16 protein-coding genes are annotated in these 17,286 nt (G+C 70.5%); 15 read left to right on the forward strand and 1 reads right to left on the reverse strand.

Annotation, left to right across the window (positions count from 1 at the left end; all coding sequences use genetic code 11):
• Positions 1-743: 743 nt before the first annotated feature.
• Positions 744-1,298 carry a hypothetical protein gene (locus OHT21_RS28205; RefSeq protein WP_328771102.1) on the reverse strand — a complete coding sequence of 185 codons (555 nt, stop codon included), beginning with the start codon at positions 1,296-1,298 and terminating at the stop codon, positions 744-746.
• A 123-nt stretch (positions 1,299-1,421) separates the two neighbouring features.
• Here OHT21_RS28205 and tsaB point away from each other — a divergent pair, with 123 nt between their 5' ends.
• From tsaB to OHT21_RS28280, 15 genes are all read left to right on the forward strand, one after another.
• Positions 1,422-2,075, forward strand: a complete 654-nt coding sequence (gene tsaB / locus OHT21_RS28210; RefSeq protein ID WP_328771103.1) for a tRNA (adenosine(37)-N6)-threonylcarbamoyltransferase complex dimerization subunit type 1 TsaB — start codon at positions 1,422-1,424, stop codon at positions 2,073-2,075.
• Between the two features lie 29 nt (positions 2,076-2,104).
• Positions 2,105-2,578 (forward strand): ribosomal protein S18-alanine N-acetyltransferase, encoded by a 474-nt coding sequence (gene rimI / locus OHT21_RS28215; RefSeq protein WP_328774244.1) that lies wholly within the window; start codon positions 2,105-2,107, stop codon positions 2,576-2,578.
• Positions 2,571-3,662 (forward strand): tRNA (adenosine(37)-N6)-threonylcarbamoyltransferase complex transferase subunit TsaD, encoded by a 1,092-nt coding sequence (gene tsaD / locus OHT21_RS28220; RefSeq protein WP_328771104.1) that lies wholly within the window; start codon positions 2,571-2,573, stop codon positions 3,660-3,662. Before rimI ends, tsaD begins: the two co-directional genes overlap by 8 nt.
• A complete protein-coding gene (locus tag OHT21_RS28225) occupies positions 3,659-3,928 on the forward strand; it encodes a hypothetical protein (protein ID WP_328771105.1) in 270 nt (89 codons plus the stop codon). The genes tsaD and OHT21_RS28225 overlap by 4 nt, the downstream gene beginning before the upstream one ends.
• Before the next feature lie 199 nt (positions 3,929-4,127).
• Positions 4,128-5,165 carry a LacI family DNA-binding transcriptional regulator gene (locus tag OHT21_RS28230; protein ID WP_328771106.1) on the forward strand — a complete coding sequence of 346 codons (1,038 nt, stop codon included), beginning with the start codon at positions 4,128-4,130 and terminating at the stop codon, positions 5,163-5,165.
• A gap of 281 nt (positions 5,166-5,446) precedes the next feature.
• Positions 5,447-6,739: an extracellular solute-binding protein gene (locus OHT21_RS28235; protein ID WP_328774245.1), complete on the forward strand. Its 1,293-nt coding sequence runs from the start codon at positions 5,447-5,449 to the stop codon at positions 6,737-6,739.
• A 9-nt stretch (positions 6,740-6,748) separates the two neighbouring features.
• Positions 6,749-7,771 carry a carbohydrate ABC transporter permease gene (locus tag OHT21_RS28240; protein ID WP_328771107.1) on the forward strand — a complete coding sequence of 341 codons (1,023 nt, stop codon included), beginning with the start codon at positions 6,749-6,751 and terminating at the stop codon, positions 7,769-7,771.
• 128 nt (positions 7,772-7,899) lie between these two features.
• Entirely contained in the window at positions 7,900-8,664 is a 765-nt protein-coding gene (locus OHT21_RS28245) for a carbohydrate ABC transporter permease (protein WP_328774246.1), read from the forward strand.
• 55 nt (positions 8,665-8,719) lie between these two features.
• Positions 8,720-10,948 carry a beta-glucosidase gene (locus OHT21_RS28250; RefSeq protein ID WP_328771108.1) on the forward strand — a complete coding sequence of 743 codons (2,229 nt, stop codon included), beginning with the start codon at positions 8,720-8,722 and terminating at the stop codon, positions 10,946-10,948.
• Positions 10,949-11,104: 156 nt separating this feature from the next.
• The gene (locus tag OHT21_RS28255) at positions 11,105-12,133 is read left to right on the forward strand and encodes a LacI family DNA-binding transcriptional regulator (protein WP_328771109.1); all 1,029 of its coding nucleotides are present in this window, start codon (positions 11,105-11,107) and stop codon (positions 12,131-12,133) included.
• 299 nt (positions 12,134-12,432) lie between these two features.
• A complete protein-coding gene (locus OHT21_RS28260) occupies positions 12,433-13,422 on the forward strand; it encodes an LCP family protein (RefSeq protein ID WP_328774247.1) in 990 nt (329 codons plus the stop codon).
• 37 nt (positions 13,423-13,459) lie between these two features.
• Positions 13,460-14,008, forward strand: coding sequence for a YciI family protein (locus OHT21_RS28265; protein ID WP_328771110.1), 549 nt, complete (start codon positions 13,460-13,462; stop codon positions 14,006-14,008).
• Between the two features lie 347 nt (positions 14,009-14,355).
• A complete protein-coding gene (locus OHT21_RS28270) occupies positions 14,356-15,201 on the forward strand; it encodes a hypothetical protein (protein ID WP_328771111.1) in 846 nt (281 codons plus the stop codon).
• 59 nt (positions 15,202-15,260) lie between these two features.
• Positions 15,261-15,848 carry a Uma2 family endonuclease gene (locus tag OHT21_RS28275; RefSeq protein WP_328771112.1) on the forward strand — a complete coding sequence of 196 codons (588 nt, stop codon included), beginning with the start codon at positions 15,261-15,263 and terminating at the stop codon, positions 15,846-15,848.
• Positions 15,849-15,913: 65 nt separating this feature from the next.
• Complete coding sequence (locus OHT21_RS28280) at positions 15,914-17,257, forward strand: RNA polymerase sigma factor (RefSeq protein WP_443050439.1); 1,344 nt, start codon at positions 15,914-15,916, stop codon at positions 17,255-17,257.
• Positions 17,258-17,286: the final 29 nt, after the last annotated feature.

The raw sequence follows: 17,286 nt of genomic DNA on the forward strand, positions 1-17,286 counted from the left end.
CCCGTGGCCCGGAAAGCAAGCCCCCGGCGGGAGCCCGCACCCCCGACTACCCGCGGCTTCCCTCCGGTGGGAGGGGACGTGGGCCGGTGCGTCGTATGCCCGTCGCTTAGCTTCGGTCTGGGCACAGCTTCGCCCTGTGGAAGCACGGGGTCGTATGCCCTGTTGGCGACGGGCTGACGCACCGGACCGCGGCCCCGCACCCACCACGCACCCAAGGGGCGCGGGGAACTGCGCGACCAGCCACGACGGCGCCGCAGCCGCCCAACCGCCGGAGGCACCCCGCGGGGTTGGCGCGACCAGCCACAACGGCGCCGCAGCCGCCCCACCGCCGGAGGCACCCCGCGGGGAACTGCGCGACCAGCCACCACGCACCCGCACCCGCCCAACCGCCGGAGGCACCCCGCGGGGCTGGCGCGACCAGCCACAACGGCGCCGCAGCCGCCCCACCGCCGGAGGCACCCCGCGGGGAACTGCGCGAGCAACCACCACGCACCCGCACCCGCCCAACCGCCGGAGGCACCCCGCGGGGAACTGCGCGACCAGCCACCACGCACCCGCACCCGCCCAACCGCCGGAGGCACCCCGCGGGGAACTGCGCGACCAGCCACCACGCACCCGCACCCGCCCAACCGCCGGAGGCACCCCGCGGGGAACTGCGCGACCAGCCACAACGGGCCGGCACCCGCCAAACGAACCCCGACAACCCGCCCCCGTAGGCCCCCCACCCCGTCGTAGGGGAGGTGCTACTCCACGACGATGACCTTCGTTCCCACGGTCGCGAACTCCCACATCGCATCCCCATCCGCCCGGGACTCCCGAATCCCGCCCAGCTTCTTCCCGCGGTCGGGTGCGGCGGTCGAGCCGTCCACCGCCGCGCTGAAGCCGATCGGCGTGCCGTCCACGTTCGCGAAGCGGACGACGTGTTCGACGGCGACTCCGTCGGAGCCGGTGATGGAGCCGGACCGCGAGGTCACGGCGTACGCGTCGGGCGACGGGTCGACCGTGCCGGGCGTGACGGGAAACGTGCGGGTCACCTTGTCGTTGGCGGCGACCAGCCACACCCGGTCGGCCTGCACCGAGTACACGACCCGCCGGCCGGTGCCGGAAGGCGGGGGCAGCGCCGCCGCGTTCGGCTCGGCGCGCGGAGACGGGGCGGAGGCGGCGGGCGACGACGACGCCCGATCCGGCGCACCCAGCGTGTCCGGCACATTGGCGGACGCCTGGTAGGCGAGGAAACCGACTGCGGCGATCGCCGCCACCGTAAGCCCGGCCACGAATCCCGAGCTGCTCCTAGCCACCTTGGGTGCCCACCTCTCGTACGGCATTCGTTCGTCAACGTGACAGTTGAGGCGACGGTAGCAGCAGGGGCGCATGGGACCTGGGCGACGGTGCGTTCGCCCCGAGCGCCGTAGGCTGTTCGCGTGCTCTTGCTCGCTCTGGATACCGCCACCCCCGCCGTCACCGTCGCGCTGCATGACGGGACGTCCGTCATCGCCTCGTCGAGTCAGGTGGACGCCCGCCGGCATGGAGAGTTGCTGCTGCCTGCCGTCGACCGGGTGCTCACCGAGGCCGGGCTGCTGCTTGACGCCGTCACCGGCATCGTCGCGGGCGTGGGACCCGGCCCGTACACGGGGCTGCGGGTCGGCCTGATGACCGCCGACACCTTCGGGCTCGCGCTGGGCGTGCCCGTGTACGGACTGTGCACGCTCGACGGCCTCGCGTTCGCGGCCGACATACAGGGCCCCTTCGTCGTGGCGACCGACGCGCGGCGCAAGGAGGTCTACTGGGCGCGGTACTCCGATTCCCGTACGCGCGTCAGTGGGCCCGCCGTGGACCGGCCCGCCGAGATCGCCGACGCCGTTGCCGGTCTGCCGGCCGTTGGCGCGGGCGCGTTGCTCTACCCGGACACCTTCCCGGATGTGTACGAGCCCGAGAACGTCTCGGCGTCGGCACTCGCGTCCCTCGCCGCCGAGAAGCTGGCCAAGGGCGAGGAACTCCCCGCTCCCCGGCCGCTGTACCTGCGCCGCCCGGACGCCCAGGTGCCCAAGAACTACAAGGTGGTCACCCCCAAGTGACTCCCGTAGCGACGCCCGTGCTGCGCGAGATGCGCTGGTGGGACATCGATCCCGTACTGGAGCTGGAGAAGGCCCTCTTCCCCGAGGACGCCTGGTCGCGGGGCATGTTCTGGTCCGAGCTGGCCCATTCCCGGGGATCGACGGCGACGAAGCGGTATGTCGTGGCGCAGGACGGTGAGCGGATCGTCGGGTACGGGGGACTCGCCGCCTCCGCGGACGTGGGTGACGTACAGACCATCGCCGTCGCCCGCGACCAGTGGGGCACCGGGGTCGGTGCGCTGATCCTGACCGAGCTGCTGCGGGCCGCGACCACCTTCGAGTGCGCCGAGGTCATGCTCGAGTGCCGGATCGACAACATCCGGGCCCAGAAGCTGTACGAGCGCTTCGGCTTCGAGCCGATCGGCTTCCGGCGCGGTTACTACCAGCCGGGCAACGTCGACGCGCTCGTGATGCGCCTCCAAGATCCCTCAACCTCAGTACAAGGAACCGAGATCCATGGCTGACGAACCACTCGTCCTCGGCATCGAGACCTCCTGCGACGAGACCGGCGTCGGCATCGTCCGCGGCCACACACTGCTCGCGGACGCGGTCGCGTCGAGCGTCGACGAGCATGCGCGCTTCGGCGGCGTCGTCCCGGAGGTCGCGTCCCGTGCGCACCTGGAGGCGATGGTGCCGACCATCCACCGGGCGCTGAAAGAGGCCGGCGTGAGTGCGCGGGACCTGGACGGGATCGCCGTCACGGCCGGTCCGGGGCTCGCGGGCGCGCTTCTGGTGGGGGTTTCGGCGGCTAAGGCGTACGCATACGCGCTGGGGAAGCCGTTGTACGGGGTCAATCACCTGGCCTCGCACATCTGCGTCGACCAGTTGGAGCATGGGGCGCTGCCGGAGCCGACCATGGCGCTGCTGGTGTCCGGCGGGCATTCGTCTCTGCTGCTCTCCTCGGATGTCACCTCCGATGTACGGCCGCTGGGCGCGACCATCGACGACGCGGCGGGCGAGGCCTTCGACAAGATCGCGCGGGTGCTGGACCTGGGGTTCCCGGGCGGTCCGGTGATCGACCGGTATGCGCGTGAGGGCGACCCGGAGGCGATCGCGTTCCCGCGCGGGCTGACCGGGCCGCGGGATGCGGCGTACGACTTCTCCTTCTCGGGGCTCAAGACGGCGGTCGCCCGCTGGATCGAGGCCAAGCGGGCGGCGGGGGAGGAGGTGCCGGTGCGTGATGTGGCGGCTTCCTTCCAGGAGGCGGTCGTGGACGTGCTGACGCGCAAGGCTGTGCGGGCGTGCAAGGACGAGGGCGTCGAGCATCTGATGATCGGCGGAGGGGTCGCGGCCAACTCGCGGCTGCGGGCCCTGGCGCAGGAGCGTTGCGAGGCGGCCGGGCTTCAACTGCGGGTGCCGCGGCCGAAGTTGTGCACGGACAACGGGGCGATGGTGGCGGCGCTCGGGGCGGAGATGGTGGCGCGGAACCGGGCCGCCTCCGACTGGGATCTGTCGGCGGACTCGTCGTTGCCGGTGACGGAGCCGCATGTGCCGGGGAGCGGCCACGATCACGTGCATGAGGTGAGCAAGGAGAACCTGTACTCGTGACGGTCGCGCTGATGTGGGAGGCCCGCGCCACCCCTGGCCGGGGTGAGGAGCTGCTGGCCTGGGCGTTGGCGCAGGACCTCCCGGCGCGACCCCTGCGCCGGGAGACCTTCCGGGCACCGCAGGACCGCGTCCTGGTCATCACCTGGTGGGATGCTCCGTACGACGCCGACCTTCCCGAACTGCCTGAGCCGGACGGGGCGTTGGTGACGCGGGGGGTGCACAGGTGGCGGTTCGATTCCGTGGGCGCCGATCAGGGCGGAGGGTGATCGTCCGACCGTCTTCGGCGCAGCCGTCGGGACAGCGACTCGGTTGTGGCGTGGCCTCTTGGCCGGGGAGTTTGCGCCTTCGTCGCAGGCGCCGCCGCCCAGGTGGACTGACCCAAGCCGCCCGGTCCCCCTGTAGCCTTCACGCCGACCCCGGTTTTCCGGAAGACTGCTGCAAGGTTTCGGCAACGGAGGTGGGCGCGTGGCCCCGGAGAGCACCAAGAGCAAGGTGACCATCACCGAGATCGCCCGGCAGGCCGGGGTCTCGGTGCCCACTGTGTCGCGTGTCGTCAACGGCCGCTCCGACGTGTCGCCGGAAACCCGGGCCCGGATCGAGGACCTGCTCAGACACCACGGCTACCAGCGCAAGTCCTCCCCGCCGGGCGGCCGGGCGGTTCTCATCGACCTGGTCTTCAACGACCTCGACAGCCCCTGGGCCGTGGAGATCATCCGGGGGGTGGAGGAAGTCGCGCACGCCTCGGGTGTGGGCACGGTCGTGTCCGCCATCCATGGCGCGTCGGGCTCGGCGCGGCAGTGGATGACCAATCTGCGTACCCGCGCCTCGGACGGGGTGATCCTCGTGACCTCCGTCCTCGAACCCCGTATGCACGAGGAACTGCGGCGGCTCGGTGTCCCGCTCGTCGTCGTCGACCCGGCGGGTTCGCCGTCCCTGGACGCGCCGACCGTCGGAGCGGCCAACTGGGCGGGCGGCATGGCCGCGACGGAACACCTGCTCGGTCTCGGCCACCGCAGGATCGGCCTCATCGCCGGGCCCCAGCGATTGCTGTGCTCGCGGGCCCGGCTCGACGGCTACCGCGCGGCTCTCGAAGGCGCGGACATCGCGGTCGACGACGCGCTGATCGTGCCGGGCGACTTCTACCACGCGTCCGGCTTCGACGGCTGCAACGCCCTGCTCGACCTGGACGAGCCGCCCACCGCCCTGTTCGCCGCCAGCGACCAGATGGCGCTCGGCGCGATCGAGGCGTTGCGGTGCCGAGGGCTCCGGGTGCCGGAGGACATGAGCGTCGTGGGGTTCGACGACCTGCCGGAGGTCCGCTGGTCGGCGCCGCCGCTCACCACCGTGCGCCAACCACTCGCCGATATGGGCAAGTTGGCGACCCGTACGGTGCTGCGCCTCGCCGCGGGCGAAGAGCCCGCGTCCCCCAGGGTGGAGCTCGCCACCGAGCTCGTCGTACGGGCGAGCACGGCGCCGCTGGCCCGGCAGGTCCGGCGTTCCTGACGTTCCGGACGAACCTGGGGCGCCTGCCGATCCACCCGGCCTCGCATCGCCCGGCCTCGCATCGCCCGGCCTCGATCCACCCGGCCTCGCATCGCCCGGCCTCGATCCACCCGGTCTCGCATCGCCCGGGTCTCGATCCACCCGGTCTCGCATCGCCCGGGTCTCGATAATTCCGATGTTTGTCAGGAGCGTTGACATACCCGTCGCCGCGCCCGTAACTTCCGTGCGCAACTCGACCGATAATTTTCGGGTTCTCTTCCGGAAGGTGTGCGATGCGAGCGTTGGGTAACACCTCACTCTCCCGCCGCGGGTTCCTGGCGGCCTCCGCGGCGACCGGCCTGGGGGCCGCCGCCCTGAGCGCGTGCGGTTCCTCGGGCGGTGGGAACAGCTCCGGCAAGACGGAGATCGAATGGTGGAACATCACCACCACCCAGCCCGCGAAGAAGCTGTGGGCGCAGCGGGCCAAGGAGTTCGAGGCCGCGCATCCCGACGTCAAGATCAAGATCGTGACGCTGGAGAACGAGGCGTACAAGTCGAAGATGACCGCGCAGACCGCCTCGGGCAAGCTGCCGGACATCTTCCACACCTGGGGCGGCGGTGTGCTCCAGCAGCAGATCGACGCCGGTCTGGTCGAGGACCTGTCGGACAAGGTCTCCTCCTGGACGAAGGACTACCTGCCCGCTTCGGTGGCGCCGTTCCGGCTGGACGACAAGATGTACGCCGTCCCCTTCGACGTCGGCATGGTCGGCTTCTGGTACAACAAGGCGCTCTTCAAGCAGGCCGGCATCGCCACCCCGCCCACCACCTGGTCCGGCTACCTCGACGCCGTCAAGGCCCTCAAGGACGAGGGCATCACGCCCATCGCCCTGGCCGGCAAGGAGAAGTGGCCGGGCATGTACTACTGGGCGTACCTCTCGATGCGGGTCGCCGGCCTCGACGCGATGCAGAAAGCCGCCGACGACGCCGACTTCACCGGCGAGGACTTCGTCAAGGCAGGCGCGCACGTCGAGGAACTCGTCGCCTTGAAGCCCTTCCAGAAGGGCTTCCTCGGCGCCGCCTACTCCACGCCCACCGGTGAGGCGGCCACGATGGGCAACGGCAAGGCGGCCATGGAACTGATGGGCCAGTGGGCGCCGGTCGTCCAGGAGGATGCGGGCAAGGGCCTCGGCAAGGACCTCGGCTTCTTCTCCTTCCCTGAAGTGGAGGGCGGCAAGGGCGCGCTCACCGACGTGTTCGGCGGGAGCAACGGCCACGCGGTGCGCAAGGGGGCGCCGGACGCCGCGGTGGAGTTCCTGAAGTTCTTCGCGGAGCAGGAGTTCGCGGAGAAGCTCGTCAAGGAGACCGGTCTTGTGCCGGTGTCCAAGGCCGCGCAGGGTGCGCTGACGGACCCCAACCTCATTGCCGTCTCGGAGGCGCTCAGCAAGTCCACCGGCTTCCAGCTCTACCTCGACCAGGCCTACGCCCCCGCGGTTGGCCAGGAGATCAACGACAGCGTCGCAGCGCTCATCGCGGGCTCCAAGTCGCCCGAGCAGGTGACGCGTTCGGTCACGCAGGTCGCCAAGAGCGAGGGTTAACGGCCGTCGATGACTCACCCGACCTCGACCTCGACCGCATCGACATCGACGTACGCGCCGGGGCTCGGCAAGTCCCCTGGCGCGGCGCCCGAGCCACCCGTACCGACGACCCGGCCGTCCGCCCTGCACCGCCTGCGCGCCTGGTTCTCGGCCTTCGTCTTCACCATCCCGGCCCTCGTCCTGTTCGGCCTGCTCGTCCTGGTGCCGATGGGCTACGCGTTCTACATCAGCTTCTTCAACTGGGGCGGATTCGATACGCCCACGGACAACGTGGGATTCGACAACTACACCCGGCTCTTCGACGACCCGGTCTTCCTGGGCGACCTGTGGCGCGGATTCCTGCTCATCGCGTTCTCCATCGTCCTCCAGCTGCCGTTCGCGCTCGCCATGGCCGTGCTGCTCAACCAGAGGCTGCGCGGCCGGGCCGTCTACCGGATGCTGTTCTTCGCGCCGTACATCCTGTCCGAGGTCATCACCGGCGTGCTGTTCAGCATGATCTTCGCGCCGGACGAGGGGCTCGCGGACAAGGTCCTCGACGCGGTCGGGCTCGCCAGTCTGGGCGGGGACTGGTTCGCGGGCCAGGACACCGTGCTGCCCACGCTGTTCCTCGTGATGACGTGGAAGTACTTCGGCTTCCACATGATGCTCTACCTGGCGGGCCTGCAGGGCATCCCGGCCGAGCTGCACGAGGCGGCGCGCATCGACGGGGCGAGCACCTGGCAGCGCTTCCGTCACATCACGCTGCCGCTGCTCGCGCCGACGCTGCGGATCAGCGTCTTCCTGGCGGTGATCGGCGCCATCCAGCTCTTCGACCTGGTGTGGGTGATCACGGCGGGCGGTCCCGACCACGCCTCCGAGACCATGGTCATCAGCCTCTTCCAGTACGGCTTCAAGCGCTACCAGATGGGCTACGCCAGCGCCATCAGCGTGGCGATGTTCCTGATCAGCCTCGTCTTCGCCCTCGCCTACCAGCGCTTCGTGCTGCGCCGCGACACCGAAGGAGCCATCACCACCATGCGAGGTAACCGATGAGCGCGGTTGCGAAGACGAACGCGCCGAAGGCGAGCGCGCCGAAGACGAACGTGCCCAAGAGCGTCGTACGCCGCCGAAGGCTCCGCGCCATCCCCGTGTACGCGATCCTGTGGCTGGTCGGAGTGTTCATGGTCACTCCACTCCTGTACGCCCTCGTCTCCGGCTTCAAATCGACCGACCAGCTCTCCAGCAACACCTTCGGCCTTCCGGACCCGTGGGTGACCTCGAACTACACGTCGCTGCTCGGCTCGGGCGCGTTCTGGCGGGCTGTCGGCAGCAGCACCGTGATCGCTCTGGCCACCGCCGTGCTGACGGTGGGGGCGGCGGCGCTCGCCGCGTACGCGCTGGCCCGGTTCGCCTTCCGGGGACGGGAGTTGCTGTTCACCCTGTTCACGATGGGGCTGATGTTCCCCTTCGCGGTGGCGATCCTGCCGCTGTTCGTCCTGCTGCGCTCCTTCGGGCTGCTCGACAACCCGTGGGGCGTGATCCTGCCCCAGGCGGCCTTCGGCCTGCCCATCACGATCGTCATCCTGCGCGGCTTCTTCCGGGAGATACCGGGGGAACTGGAGGAGGCCGCGACGCTCGACGGCTGCTCCTCCTTCGGCTTCTTCTGGCGCATCCTGCTGCCGCTGGCCCGCCCGGCGCTCGGCACGGTCTCGGTCCTCGCCATCGTGGGGAGCTGGAACAACTTCCTGCTCCCGCTGCTCGTCTTCAGCGAACCCACGTGGTGGACGATCCCGGTGGGCATCCAGCAGTTCCAGGGTCAGTACGCCTCCGATGTGGCCCGCATCTTCGCGTACCTGGTCCTCGCCATGGCACCCGCCCTGGCCTTCTACGCGGTCGCCGAACGCCAGCTGATCGGCGGCATCACGCTCGGCGCGACCAAGGGCTGACCCGAACCCCGGCGGACGAAATCCCCTTGATCCCCTTACGGATGTGAGGAGTTACATGATCCACCCTTGGCAGGACCCCGCTCTGCCCGCAGGCGTCCGCGCCGCCGACCTGCTCGCCCGCATGACCCCGCAGGAGAAGATCGCGCAGCTCTACGGCGTCTGGCCCGGCTCGAACGAGACCCCGGGCGGGGACATGGCGCCGCTGCAGCACGCCCTGTCCGAGGACGTGGACCTCACCGAGCTGCTTCCACACGGCCTCGGCCAGCTGACCCGCCCCTTCGGCACCTCACCGGTCGAACCGGCCGAGGGCGCCGCCCGTCTGGCCTCCCTCCAGGAACGCGTCCGCAGCGCGAACCGCTTCCGGCTGCCCGCCCTCGCGCACGAAGAGTGCCTCACCGGCTTCACGGCCTGGCAGGCCACGATCTTTCCCACACCGCTCGCCTGGGGCGCGAGCTTCGACCCGGCCCTGGTGAAGGAGATGGCGTCGGCGATCGGGGCCTCGATGAAGTCGGTCGGCATCCACCAGGGGCTGGCTCCCGTTCTCGACGTCGTACGGGATCCGCGCTGGGGCCGCACGGAGGAGTCGATCAGCGAGGACCCCTACCTCGTGGCGACCGTCGGCACCGCGTACGTACAGGGTCTTGAAGAGGCGGGCATCGTCGCCACGCTCAAGCACTTCGCCGGGTACTCCGCCTCGCGCGGCGCCCGCAACCACGCGCCCGCGTCGATCGGCCCGCGCGAACTGGCGGACGTCATCCTGCCGCCGTTCGAGATGGCCCTACGGGACGGCGGCGCACGGTCGGTGATGGCGGCGTACAACGACATCGACGGGCTGCCCGCGCACGCACACCGTCAGCTGCTCACCGAACTCCTCCGGGACGACTGGCAGTTCACGGGAACCGTCGTCTCCGACTACTTCGGCGTGTCCTTCTTGGAGACGGCGCACCAACTCGTGGACTCCCCGGAGGGAGCGGCGGCACTCGCGCTCGCGGCGGGAGTGGACGTGGAACTGCCGGTGGTTCGCTGCGTGGGGGCGGGGCCCCTCGACGAGGAGCTGGTGGACCGGGCGGCGCTGCGCGTTCTGACGCAGAAGTGCGAGCTGGGGCTGCTGGATCCCGACTGGGCGCCGCCCGCGGCACCATCCGCTCCGGTCGATCTCGATCCACCCCACATGCGGGTACTGGCACGGCAGTTGGCGGAGGAGTCGGTCGTCCTGCTGTCCAACGACGGCACGCTGCCGCTCGCCCCCGAAACGCGGCGGATCGCGGTTCTCGGCCCGCTCGCCGACGACCCGGCAGCCATGCTCGGCTGCTACACGTTCCCCCGCCACGTCCTCCTCGACCACCCCGAGGTTGCGATGGGGGTCGCCGTGCCGACGCTGCTCGAAGCGCTGCGCGTGGAGCTGCCGGACGCGGAGTTCGTGGACGATCCCGCGGCCGCCGGGCTGTGCGTGGTCGCGGTCGGCGACCGGTCGGGGCTGTTCGGGCGCGGCACGTCGGGCGAGGGCTGCGACGCCGCGGACCTCGAACTGCCCGACGCGCAGGGCGCGTTGCTGGACAAGGCGCTGGCATCCGAAACGCCGGTCGTCCTGGTCGTGCTCTCGGGCCGCCCCTATGCACTCGGACGCTGGGCGGACCGGTGCGCCGCGGTGGTTCAGGCCTTCTTCCCGGGCGAGGAGGGAGGGCCCGCGGTGGCGGGCGTACTGTCGGGGCGGGTCAATCCGTCCGGGAGGCTCCCCGTGAGCGTGCCGCGCGACCCCGCCGGCCAGCCCTGGACGTACCTCGCCCCGCCGCTCGGACAACGCGGAGAGGCCAGCAGCCTCGACCCCACACCCCAGTTCCCGTTCGGACATGGGCTGTCCTACACGACGTACGACTGGCAGGAGCCGGCGGTCGACGCCGACGCGTTCCCGACGGACGGCGAGACCACGCTGCGTCTGACGGTGCGCAACACCGGCACGCGGTCCGGCGCGGAGCTCGTCCAGCTCTATCTCCACGACCCGGTCGGCAAAGTGGCCCGCCCGGTGGCCCGACTGGTGGGCTATGCGCGGGTGCCGCTGGAGGCGGGGGAGTCGGCGGAGGTCCACTTCACGTTTCCGGCGGACCTGGCCGCGTACACCGGGCCGGACGGCAACCGGATCGTGGAACCCGGAGCGCTGGAGCTGCGGTTGGCCGCATCCTGCGCCGAGGGAGACGCGCGGTATACGGTGCCGGTCACGCTGACCGGGCCGGAGCGGGTCGTGGGCCGGGAGCGGCGGATGCGGTGCGAAGTACGCGTGAAGTGAGAGGGCCGGGCTGGGCCTCGTTTTCCCTGTTCAGGCTCGTCCTTCCCACCTCATCCGAAGCTATCCGAATGTTTCGAATTGGGTATCGAATATTACGGGAGTGTGTAGCCGTCAAGGGGCTTCGCCAGGAGGGTGCGCAGGGATACGATCGCGCCCATGACTCACCCGAATCCCGCCGTGGCCCGGTCCGCGACGCTCGCCGAGATCGCCCGCGAGGCGGGAGTCTCGGCTCCGACTGTTTCGAAGGTGCTCAACGGCCGCGCCGATGTGGCCCCCGCGACCCGTACGCGGGTCGAGGAGCTGCTGCGGCACCACGGCTATCGGCGGCGCCGGGCCGAGGCGTCCCGTTCGCCGCTGATCGACCTGGTCTTCCATGAGCTGGAGAGCGCCTGGGCGTTGGAGGTCATCCGGGGCGTCGAGAACATCGCGCGGGACGAGGGCCTGAGCGTGGTGCTCTCCGAGAGCGCGGGCCGCCTCACCCCGGGCCGCACCTGGGCCGACCAGGTCGCGGCCCGCCGCCCGCACGGTGTCGTCCTCGTACTGAGCGGGCTCGACGAGTCCCAGCGGGCGCTGCTGACCAGCCGCTCCATCCCGTTCGTGGTGATGGACCCGGCAGGCGACCCCGGCGACGACGTGCCGTCCGTCGGCGCCACCAACTGGCAGGGCGGCCTGGCCGCGACCCGCCATCTCGTGGACCTCGGCCACCGGCGGATCGGCGTGATCAGCGGGCCCTCGCGGATGATGTGCAGCCGGGCGCGGCTCGACGGCTACCGTGCCGCGCTGGACACCGCCGGGCTGCCCGTCGACCCCTCACTGATCCGCACCGGCGACTTCCACCACGAGGCCGGCTACCGCCTCGGGCTCGAACTGCTGAAGCTGCCCGATCGCCCGACGGCCGTCTTCGCGGGCAACGACCTCCAGGCCCTCGGCCTGTACGAGGCCGCCCGCGAGCTGGGGCTCCGCCTACCCGAGGACCTCAGCATCGTCGGCTTCGACGACCTGCCGGTCGCCCGCTGGGTGGGCCCGCCGCTGACCACCGTCCGCCAGCCCCTCACGGAGATGGCCGAGGCGGCGGCCCGGCTCGTCCTCGACCTCGGCCGCGGGGAGCCGCCGACGACGGCGACGCGGGTGGAACTGGCGACGAGCCTGGTGGTGCGGAGCAGCACGGGGGCGCCTTCGGCGTAGCCGACTGGCGAGACGTACCGGCCGGGGCGTATGTACCAGCGCGTGGCGAAACTTTCGAAAGTCTGAGAGAAAACCACCGAAAAATGAGAGTTTCCTCAGTAAAAGCGGTTAGGGGTTTCTCGCCGTAACAATTCGGACTTACGTTCCTCTCTGTGAGCGGAGACGGCGAAGGCGGGACCGGCGGCGGGACTGACGCCGGGAGCGGCGGTGGGGACGGCGGTGGGAACGACGACGGCGGCGGCGGGCGCGGAGGCGCCCCCGGCGACGTCGTAGACCGCCGTGCCGGCAGGCGCTCACGACTGCTCAAAGCCGCGGGCATCGCGCTCGGTTGCGTGCTCGTCGCCTCGCTCGCCGGAGCGGCCTGGGCGTACTGGCACCTGAACCGCAACATCGACAGCGTCGACATCAACAGCGCGCTCGGCGACGACCGCCCCGCGCGCGCCATGGTCACGCCGGACGGCGCCGCCTCCCCCCTGCCGAGCGGCGCGCTGAACATCCTGGTCCTCGGCTCGGACTCACGCAGCGGCGAACGCAACGCCACGCTCGGCGGGGGCGGGGAAGGCGACGGCGCCCGTTCCGACACGGCGATGGTCGTCCACATCGACGAGGGCCGCACGGGCGCGACGATCGTGAGCATCCCGCGCGACACGCTCGTCACGCGCCCCGCCTGCCCGCGGGAGTCGGGCGGTTCGACCTCGGTGGCGTACAACGCGATGTTCAACAGCGCCTACTCCGTGGGCGGTCCGGTCTGCGCGGTCAAGACGGTGGAGTCCATGACGAACGTCCGCATGGACCACTACATAGAGATCGACTTCGCCGGTTTCGCGGACCTGGTGGACGCGCTGGGCGGCGTCACGGTGACGACGGACGAGGACATCTCCGACGAGGACAGCCACCTCGAACTGGAGGCGGGCACCCACCACCTCGACGGCGAGCAGGCCCTCGCCCTGGCCCGCACCCGCCACGGCATAGGCGACGGGAGCGACCTCGGCCGCATAGGCCTCCAGCAAACCCTGGTCAAGGCCCTGTTGGACCAGGTCTCCGCCACCGACCTCCTCGCCAACCCGGCCAAGCTCTACAACGTCGCCGACACCTTGACCGGCAGCCTCACCACGGACACGGGCCTCGATTCCCTGACCGAGCTGATGAGCCTGGGCCGCAGCCTCCAGGGCCTCTCCTCGACGGACACCAGAACGGTGACGATGCCGGTACTCCCGGCCCCCTTCGACCGCAACCGCGTGATCGCGGACGAGCCGGAGGCGGGGGCGCTGTGGGAGTCGTTGAGGTGAAGTGCCTCTGGCGGGCGCGCCCCTGAGAGTCTGTGGCATGGAGTTCTTCTGCTACCACCGCGACCGGCCCGGCTCCCTCAAGCTGCGCCATGAACTGCTGGAAGACCACTGGTCCTACATGGACGGCTACGCGACGCAGCTGATCGCCCGAGGCCCGACCTTCGCCGCCGACGGTGAAACACCCACCGGAAGCGTGCACATCGTCGACCTGCCGGACCCCGCCGCCGCCCGCGCCTTCGCCTTCGACGAGCCCAACTACCAGGCGGGCGCGTACCGGGACGTACTGCTGCGCCGGTGGCGCAACCTGCTGGGCCGCAGCATGTGGGACTTCCCCGGCGGCCGGGAGGGCGGCAACCGCTACCTGGTGCTCGGCCTCGGCTCGGGCGAGCCCGCCGACCTCGTACTCCCGCCCGACCGGGACGAGTTGATCGCGTACGGGCCTCTGCTGTCCGACGACGACACGACCTGGCTGGGTACGGCGGCGCTGGTCAGGGCCACGGATCCGGACACGGCACGGGCCGTACTGACCGTGGACCGGTACGCCGATATCGAGGTCCATGACTGGGAGTTCGGCGGGCGGCGGTAGCGAGCACTCGGGACTCGAAGCTCAACTCGATCGATGACGCCCCTGAGTTGACCGTCCTCGCCTCTGCGCGGGTGTGAGTTCGGCGATCACATCGGGACTTGAGCTTCGGGAGTCGGGATTCGAGACTCTTTTGCAAGGAATGGGTGGGTTGGTTCAACCCACCCTCCCTCCCTTGCGGCCGTGTGCAGCGGTCCCAAGGGCCGCTCGGGCCAGGGGAGATGACTTTTTGTGATCGGGTCGCGGCGGAGTGTGGCGAGCGTGTAGCGTTCGCGGAAAGTAATGACCCCCGTGGGTGTTGGAGCACCGCGCGGGGGTCTGACCAACGAATCGAATCGAGACTTCGATCCATGGCTGTTGCCCAGCTTAGTGCTGCCCCGCGCCCCTCCGCCCACCCCATGGCCAATCCGGGGTACGGAAAGAAGTCGGCGCCCGACCAAGAGCCCCGTACCGGACGGGACTTCGGTCATCTGCCCGCTCGCGAGGCCTCGATCGCGACGTACCTGGACCGGCTCGACGACGAGGCCGACATCTCTATCAAGACGCTGGCCAAACACCTCCCGTACGGCCAATGCGCCATCGGCACCGCCCTCAACAACCTTTCCGCAGCAGGGCATTTGCGCCGCGTACGCCGTCCGGTCACCGTTGACGACTGCCCGCGCTGGGTGTGGCACACCTTCTTCTCGCGCACCGCCCGCGACGACGCCTGGTGGGACTCCTTCCTCGCCGGCAAAGCACCGGTCACCGAGCCCGCACCGGCAGCCAGGTCAGCCGCGTACGACGCACTCGCCCAGCTCGGCCGAATCGACGCCCGGCTGACGCTCTCGGCCGCCGAGTGCGGGGCGCTGGAGGAGCAGGCGGCCGAGTGGTTCGCGCGGGGCGCGGGGGAGGCGCAGCTCGTGCAGGCGGTGTCCGCCGGGCTCCCCGACCGCGTCGGGCACGCCTACGGCTTCGTACGGGCCCGGCTCATCGCCAAACTTCCGCCCGAACAGCATCAGCCCAAGCAGCCTCGCTACGAGATGGTCTGCACGGCGTGCGGCGAGCCGGGGTCGTCGGGCGAGCTGCGGGGTGGCCTGTGCGGAGGCTGCTGGGGAGAGCGGCCGGGCCTTGAAGCCGACCAGGTTCACGACCACGCGGAGAGGCTGCGTGCCGCCCTGCGCACAGGGACTCGTACACAGAAAGGATCAGGCGCATGACGATCGTGCAGCACAGCCCACCCGAACTCGGGGCAGGATGGAAGGGAGGAGGCGACGCCATGACCCCCAGCACTGCCGATCACCAGCCCCAGATGCTCGTCGAGGAATTCGAGGAGCTCGCCCGGAACGCACCCGAGCTTGTGCGACTGGAGTTCATCAACGGAAAGGTCGTGGTCAAGCCCGTGCCGGACGGCAACCACAGCGAGATCGTCACTTGGCTCACGAAAGTGTGCATGCAGTATCGTCCGGATCTCATGCTGTACGCGGAGCGGGAACTCAAGATCGAGAAGTACCGCAAGGGGCGAGCCAAAGCGGACGGGGTTCTGGCTCCCGATAGACACTTCGTCGGAACGGGCGAATGGGCCGAGCCGGACGGCGTCCTGATGACCGTCGAGGTCACCTCCCGCGACCGAGACGCGAACCAGCGCGACCGCATCGACAAGCCGCACGGCTACGCGGCGGCGGGAATCCCCGTCTACCTGCTCGTTGACCGGGATGCGAACAGCGTCGTCGTGCACGCGGACCCGGACCCGAAGAAGGGGAAGTACGAGTCGGTCACCAGCCGGGCCTTTGGCGTCGCGATCGACTTGCCGGACCCTGTCGGCTTCACCCTGGAGACCGACGCGCTCAAGGAGTTCGCCTACTGATGAACGCCCTGCCCGAGGGCTGAGCGCCTTGGCCGTACGTGCTCGTAGGTGTCTGATGGTGTGGCGTGAGACCTGAGTCGACAGATCAGCCGACAGACCCCGCGGGCCCGGCCGGCGGCGACGTCGCCGCGGAGACCGCTGAAGGCGCCGCCCAGCGCACCATCGAGACCGTCTTCCGTATCGAGTCCCCCCGCATCATCGCCGGCGTAGCCCGCATCGTGCGGGACGTCGGTATCGCCGAGGAGCTCGCGCAGGACGCCCTGGTCGCCGCCCTGGAGCAGTGGCCGCGCGACGGCGTCCCGGACAACCCCGGGGCCTGGCTCACGGCCACGGCCAAGCACCGGGCGATCGATCTTGTACGGCGGCGGGAGCGGTACGCCCGCAAGCTGGAGGAGATGGGCCGCGTCCTGGAGACCTCCGCGCCGCACGGCCACGTCGACGAGCCGTCCGACCCCGACGACATCGACGACGATCTGCTGCGGCTGGTCTTCACGGCCTGCCACCCCGTGCTCTCCGCCGAGGCCCGCATCGCCCTCACCCTGCGCCTGCTCGGCGGCCTGACCACCCCCGAGATCGCCCGCGCCTACCTCGTTCCCGAGGCGACCATCGCCCAGCGCATCGTCCGCGCCAAGCGGACGCTCGCCACGAAGGGCGTCGCCTTCGAGGTTCCGTACGGGCCGGAGCGCGAGGCCCGGCTCGGGTCCGTACTCGAGGTCATCTACCTGATCTTCAACGAGGGGTACGCGGCCACCGCCGGCGACGACTGGCTGCGCCCGGCGCTCTGCGAGGACGCGTTGCGGCTCGCCCGCGTACTGGCCGAGTTGATGCCGAAGGAACCCGAAGTGCACGGCCTGGCGGCGCTGTTGGAGCTCCAGGCGTCACGCTCGGCCGCGCGTACCGGGCCGTCGGGCGAGCCGGTTCTGCTGGCGGACCAGAACCGGGCCCGCTGGAACCGCATGCTGATCCGCCGAGGTTTCGCCGCCCTCGCCCGCGCCGAGTCGGTCACCACCGGCGGCGGTCCGGGCCCGTACGTCCTCCAGGCCGCCATCGCCGCCTGCCACGCCCACGCCTACACGTACGAGGAGACCGACTGGAGCCGCATCGCCACCCTGTACGGCCTCCTCGCCGCCCGCACCCCGTCCCCCGTCGTCGAACTGAACCGCGCGGTCGCCGTCTCCATGGCCGAAGGCCCCGAACCGGCCCTCACCATCGTCGACGCCCTCACCGCCGAACCCGCCCTACGCGACTACCACTTGCTGCCCAGCGTGCGCGGCGACCTGCTGGCCCGCGTGGGCCGCACGGCAGAGGCGCGCGCCGAGTTCGAGCGCGCGGCGGCGCTTACGCGCAATGAGCGGGAGCGGGGGTTGTTGCTGGCGCGGGCCGCGGAGTGCTCTGAGCTCGACGGATAGCCGCCCGGCCAACAGGCGGACGCGCGGGG

It is taken from the genome of Streptomyces sp. NBC_00286 (assembly GCF_036173125.1).
In the GTDB taxonomy this organism is placed as follows: domain Bacteria; phylum Actinomycetota; class Actinomycetes; order Streptomycetales; family Streptomycetaceae; genus Streptomyces.

Coding starts and splice junctions, on each gene's coding strand:
- rimI (WP_328774244.1), top strand. CDS start 2,105: ATGCGCTGGTGGGACATCGATCCCGTACTGGAGCTGGAGAAGGCCCTC.
- tsaD (WP_328771104.1), top strand. CDS start 2,571: ATGGCTGACGAACCACTCGTCCTCGGCATCGAGACCTCCTGCGACGAG.
- OHT21_RS28240 (WP_328771107.1), top strand. CDS start 6,749: ATGACTCACCCGACCTCGACCTCGACCGCATCGACATCGACGTACGCG.
- OHT21_RS28245 (WP_328774246.1), top strand. CDS start 7,900: ATGGTCACTCCACTCCTGTACGCCCTCGTCTCCGGCTTCAAATCGACC.
- OHT21_RS28250 (WP_328771108.1), top strand. CDS start 8,720: ATGATCCACCCTTGGCAGGACCCCGCTCTGCCCGCAGGCGTCCGCGCC.
- OHT21_RS28255 (WP_328771109.1), top strand. CDS start 11,105: ATGACTCACCCGAATCCCGCCGTGGCCCGGTCCGCGACGCTCGCCGAG.
- OHT21_RS28265 (WP_328771110.1), top strand. CDS start 13,460: ATGGAGTTCTTCTGCTACCACCGCGACCGGCCCGGCTCCCTCAAGCTG.
- OHT21_RS28270 (WP_328771111.1), top strand. CDS start 14,356: ATGGCTGTTGCCCAGCTTAGTGCTGCCCCGCGCCCCTCCGCCCACCCC.
- OHT21_RS28275 (WP_328771112.1), top strand. CDS start 15,261: ATGACCCCCAGCACTGCCGATCACCAGCCCCAGATGCTCGTCGAGGAA.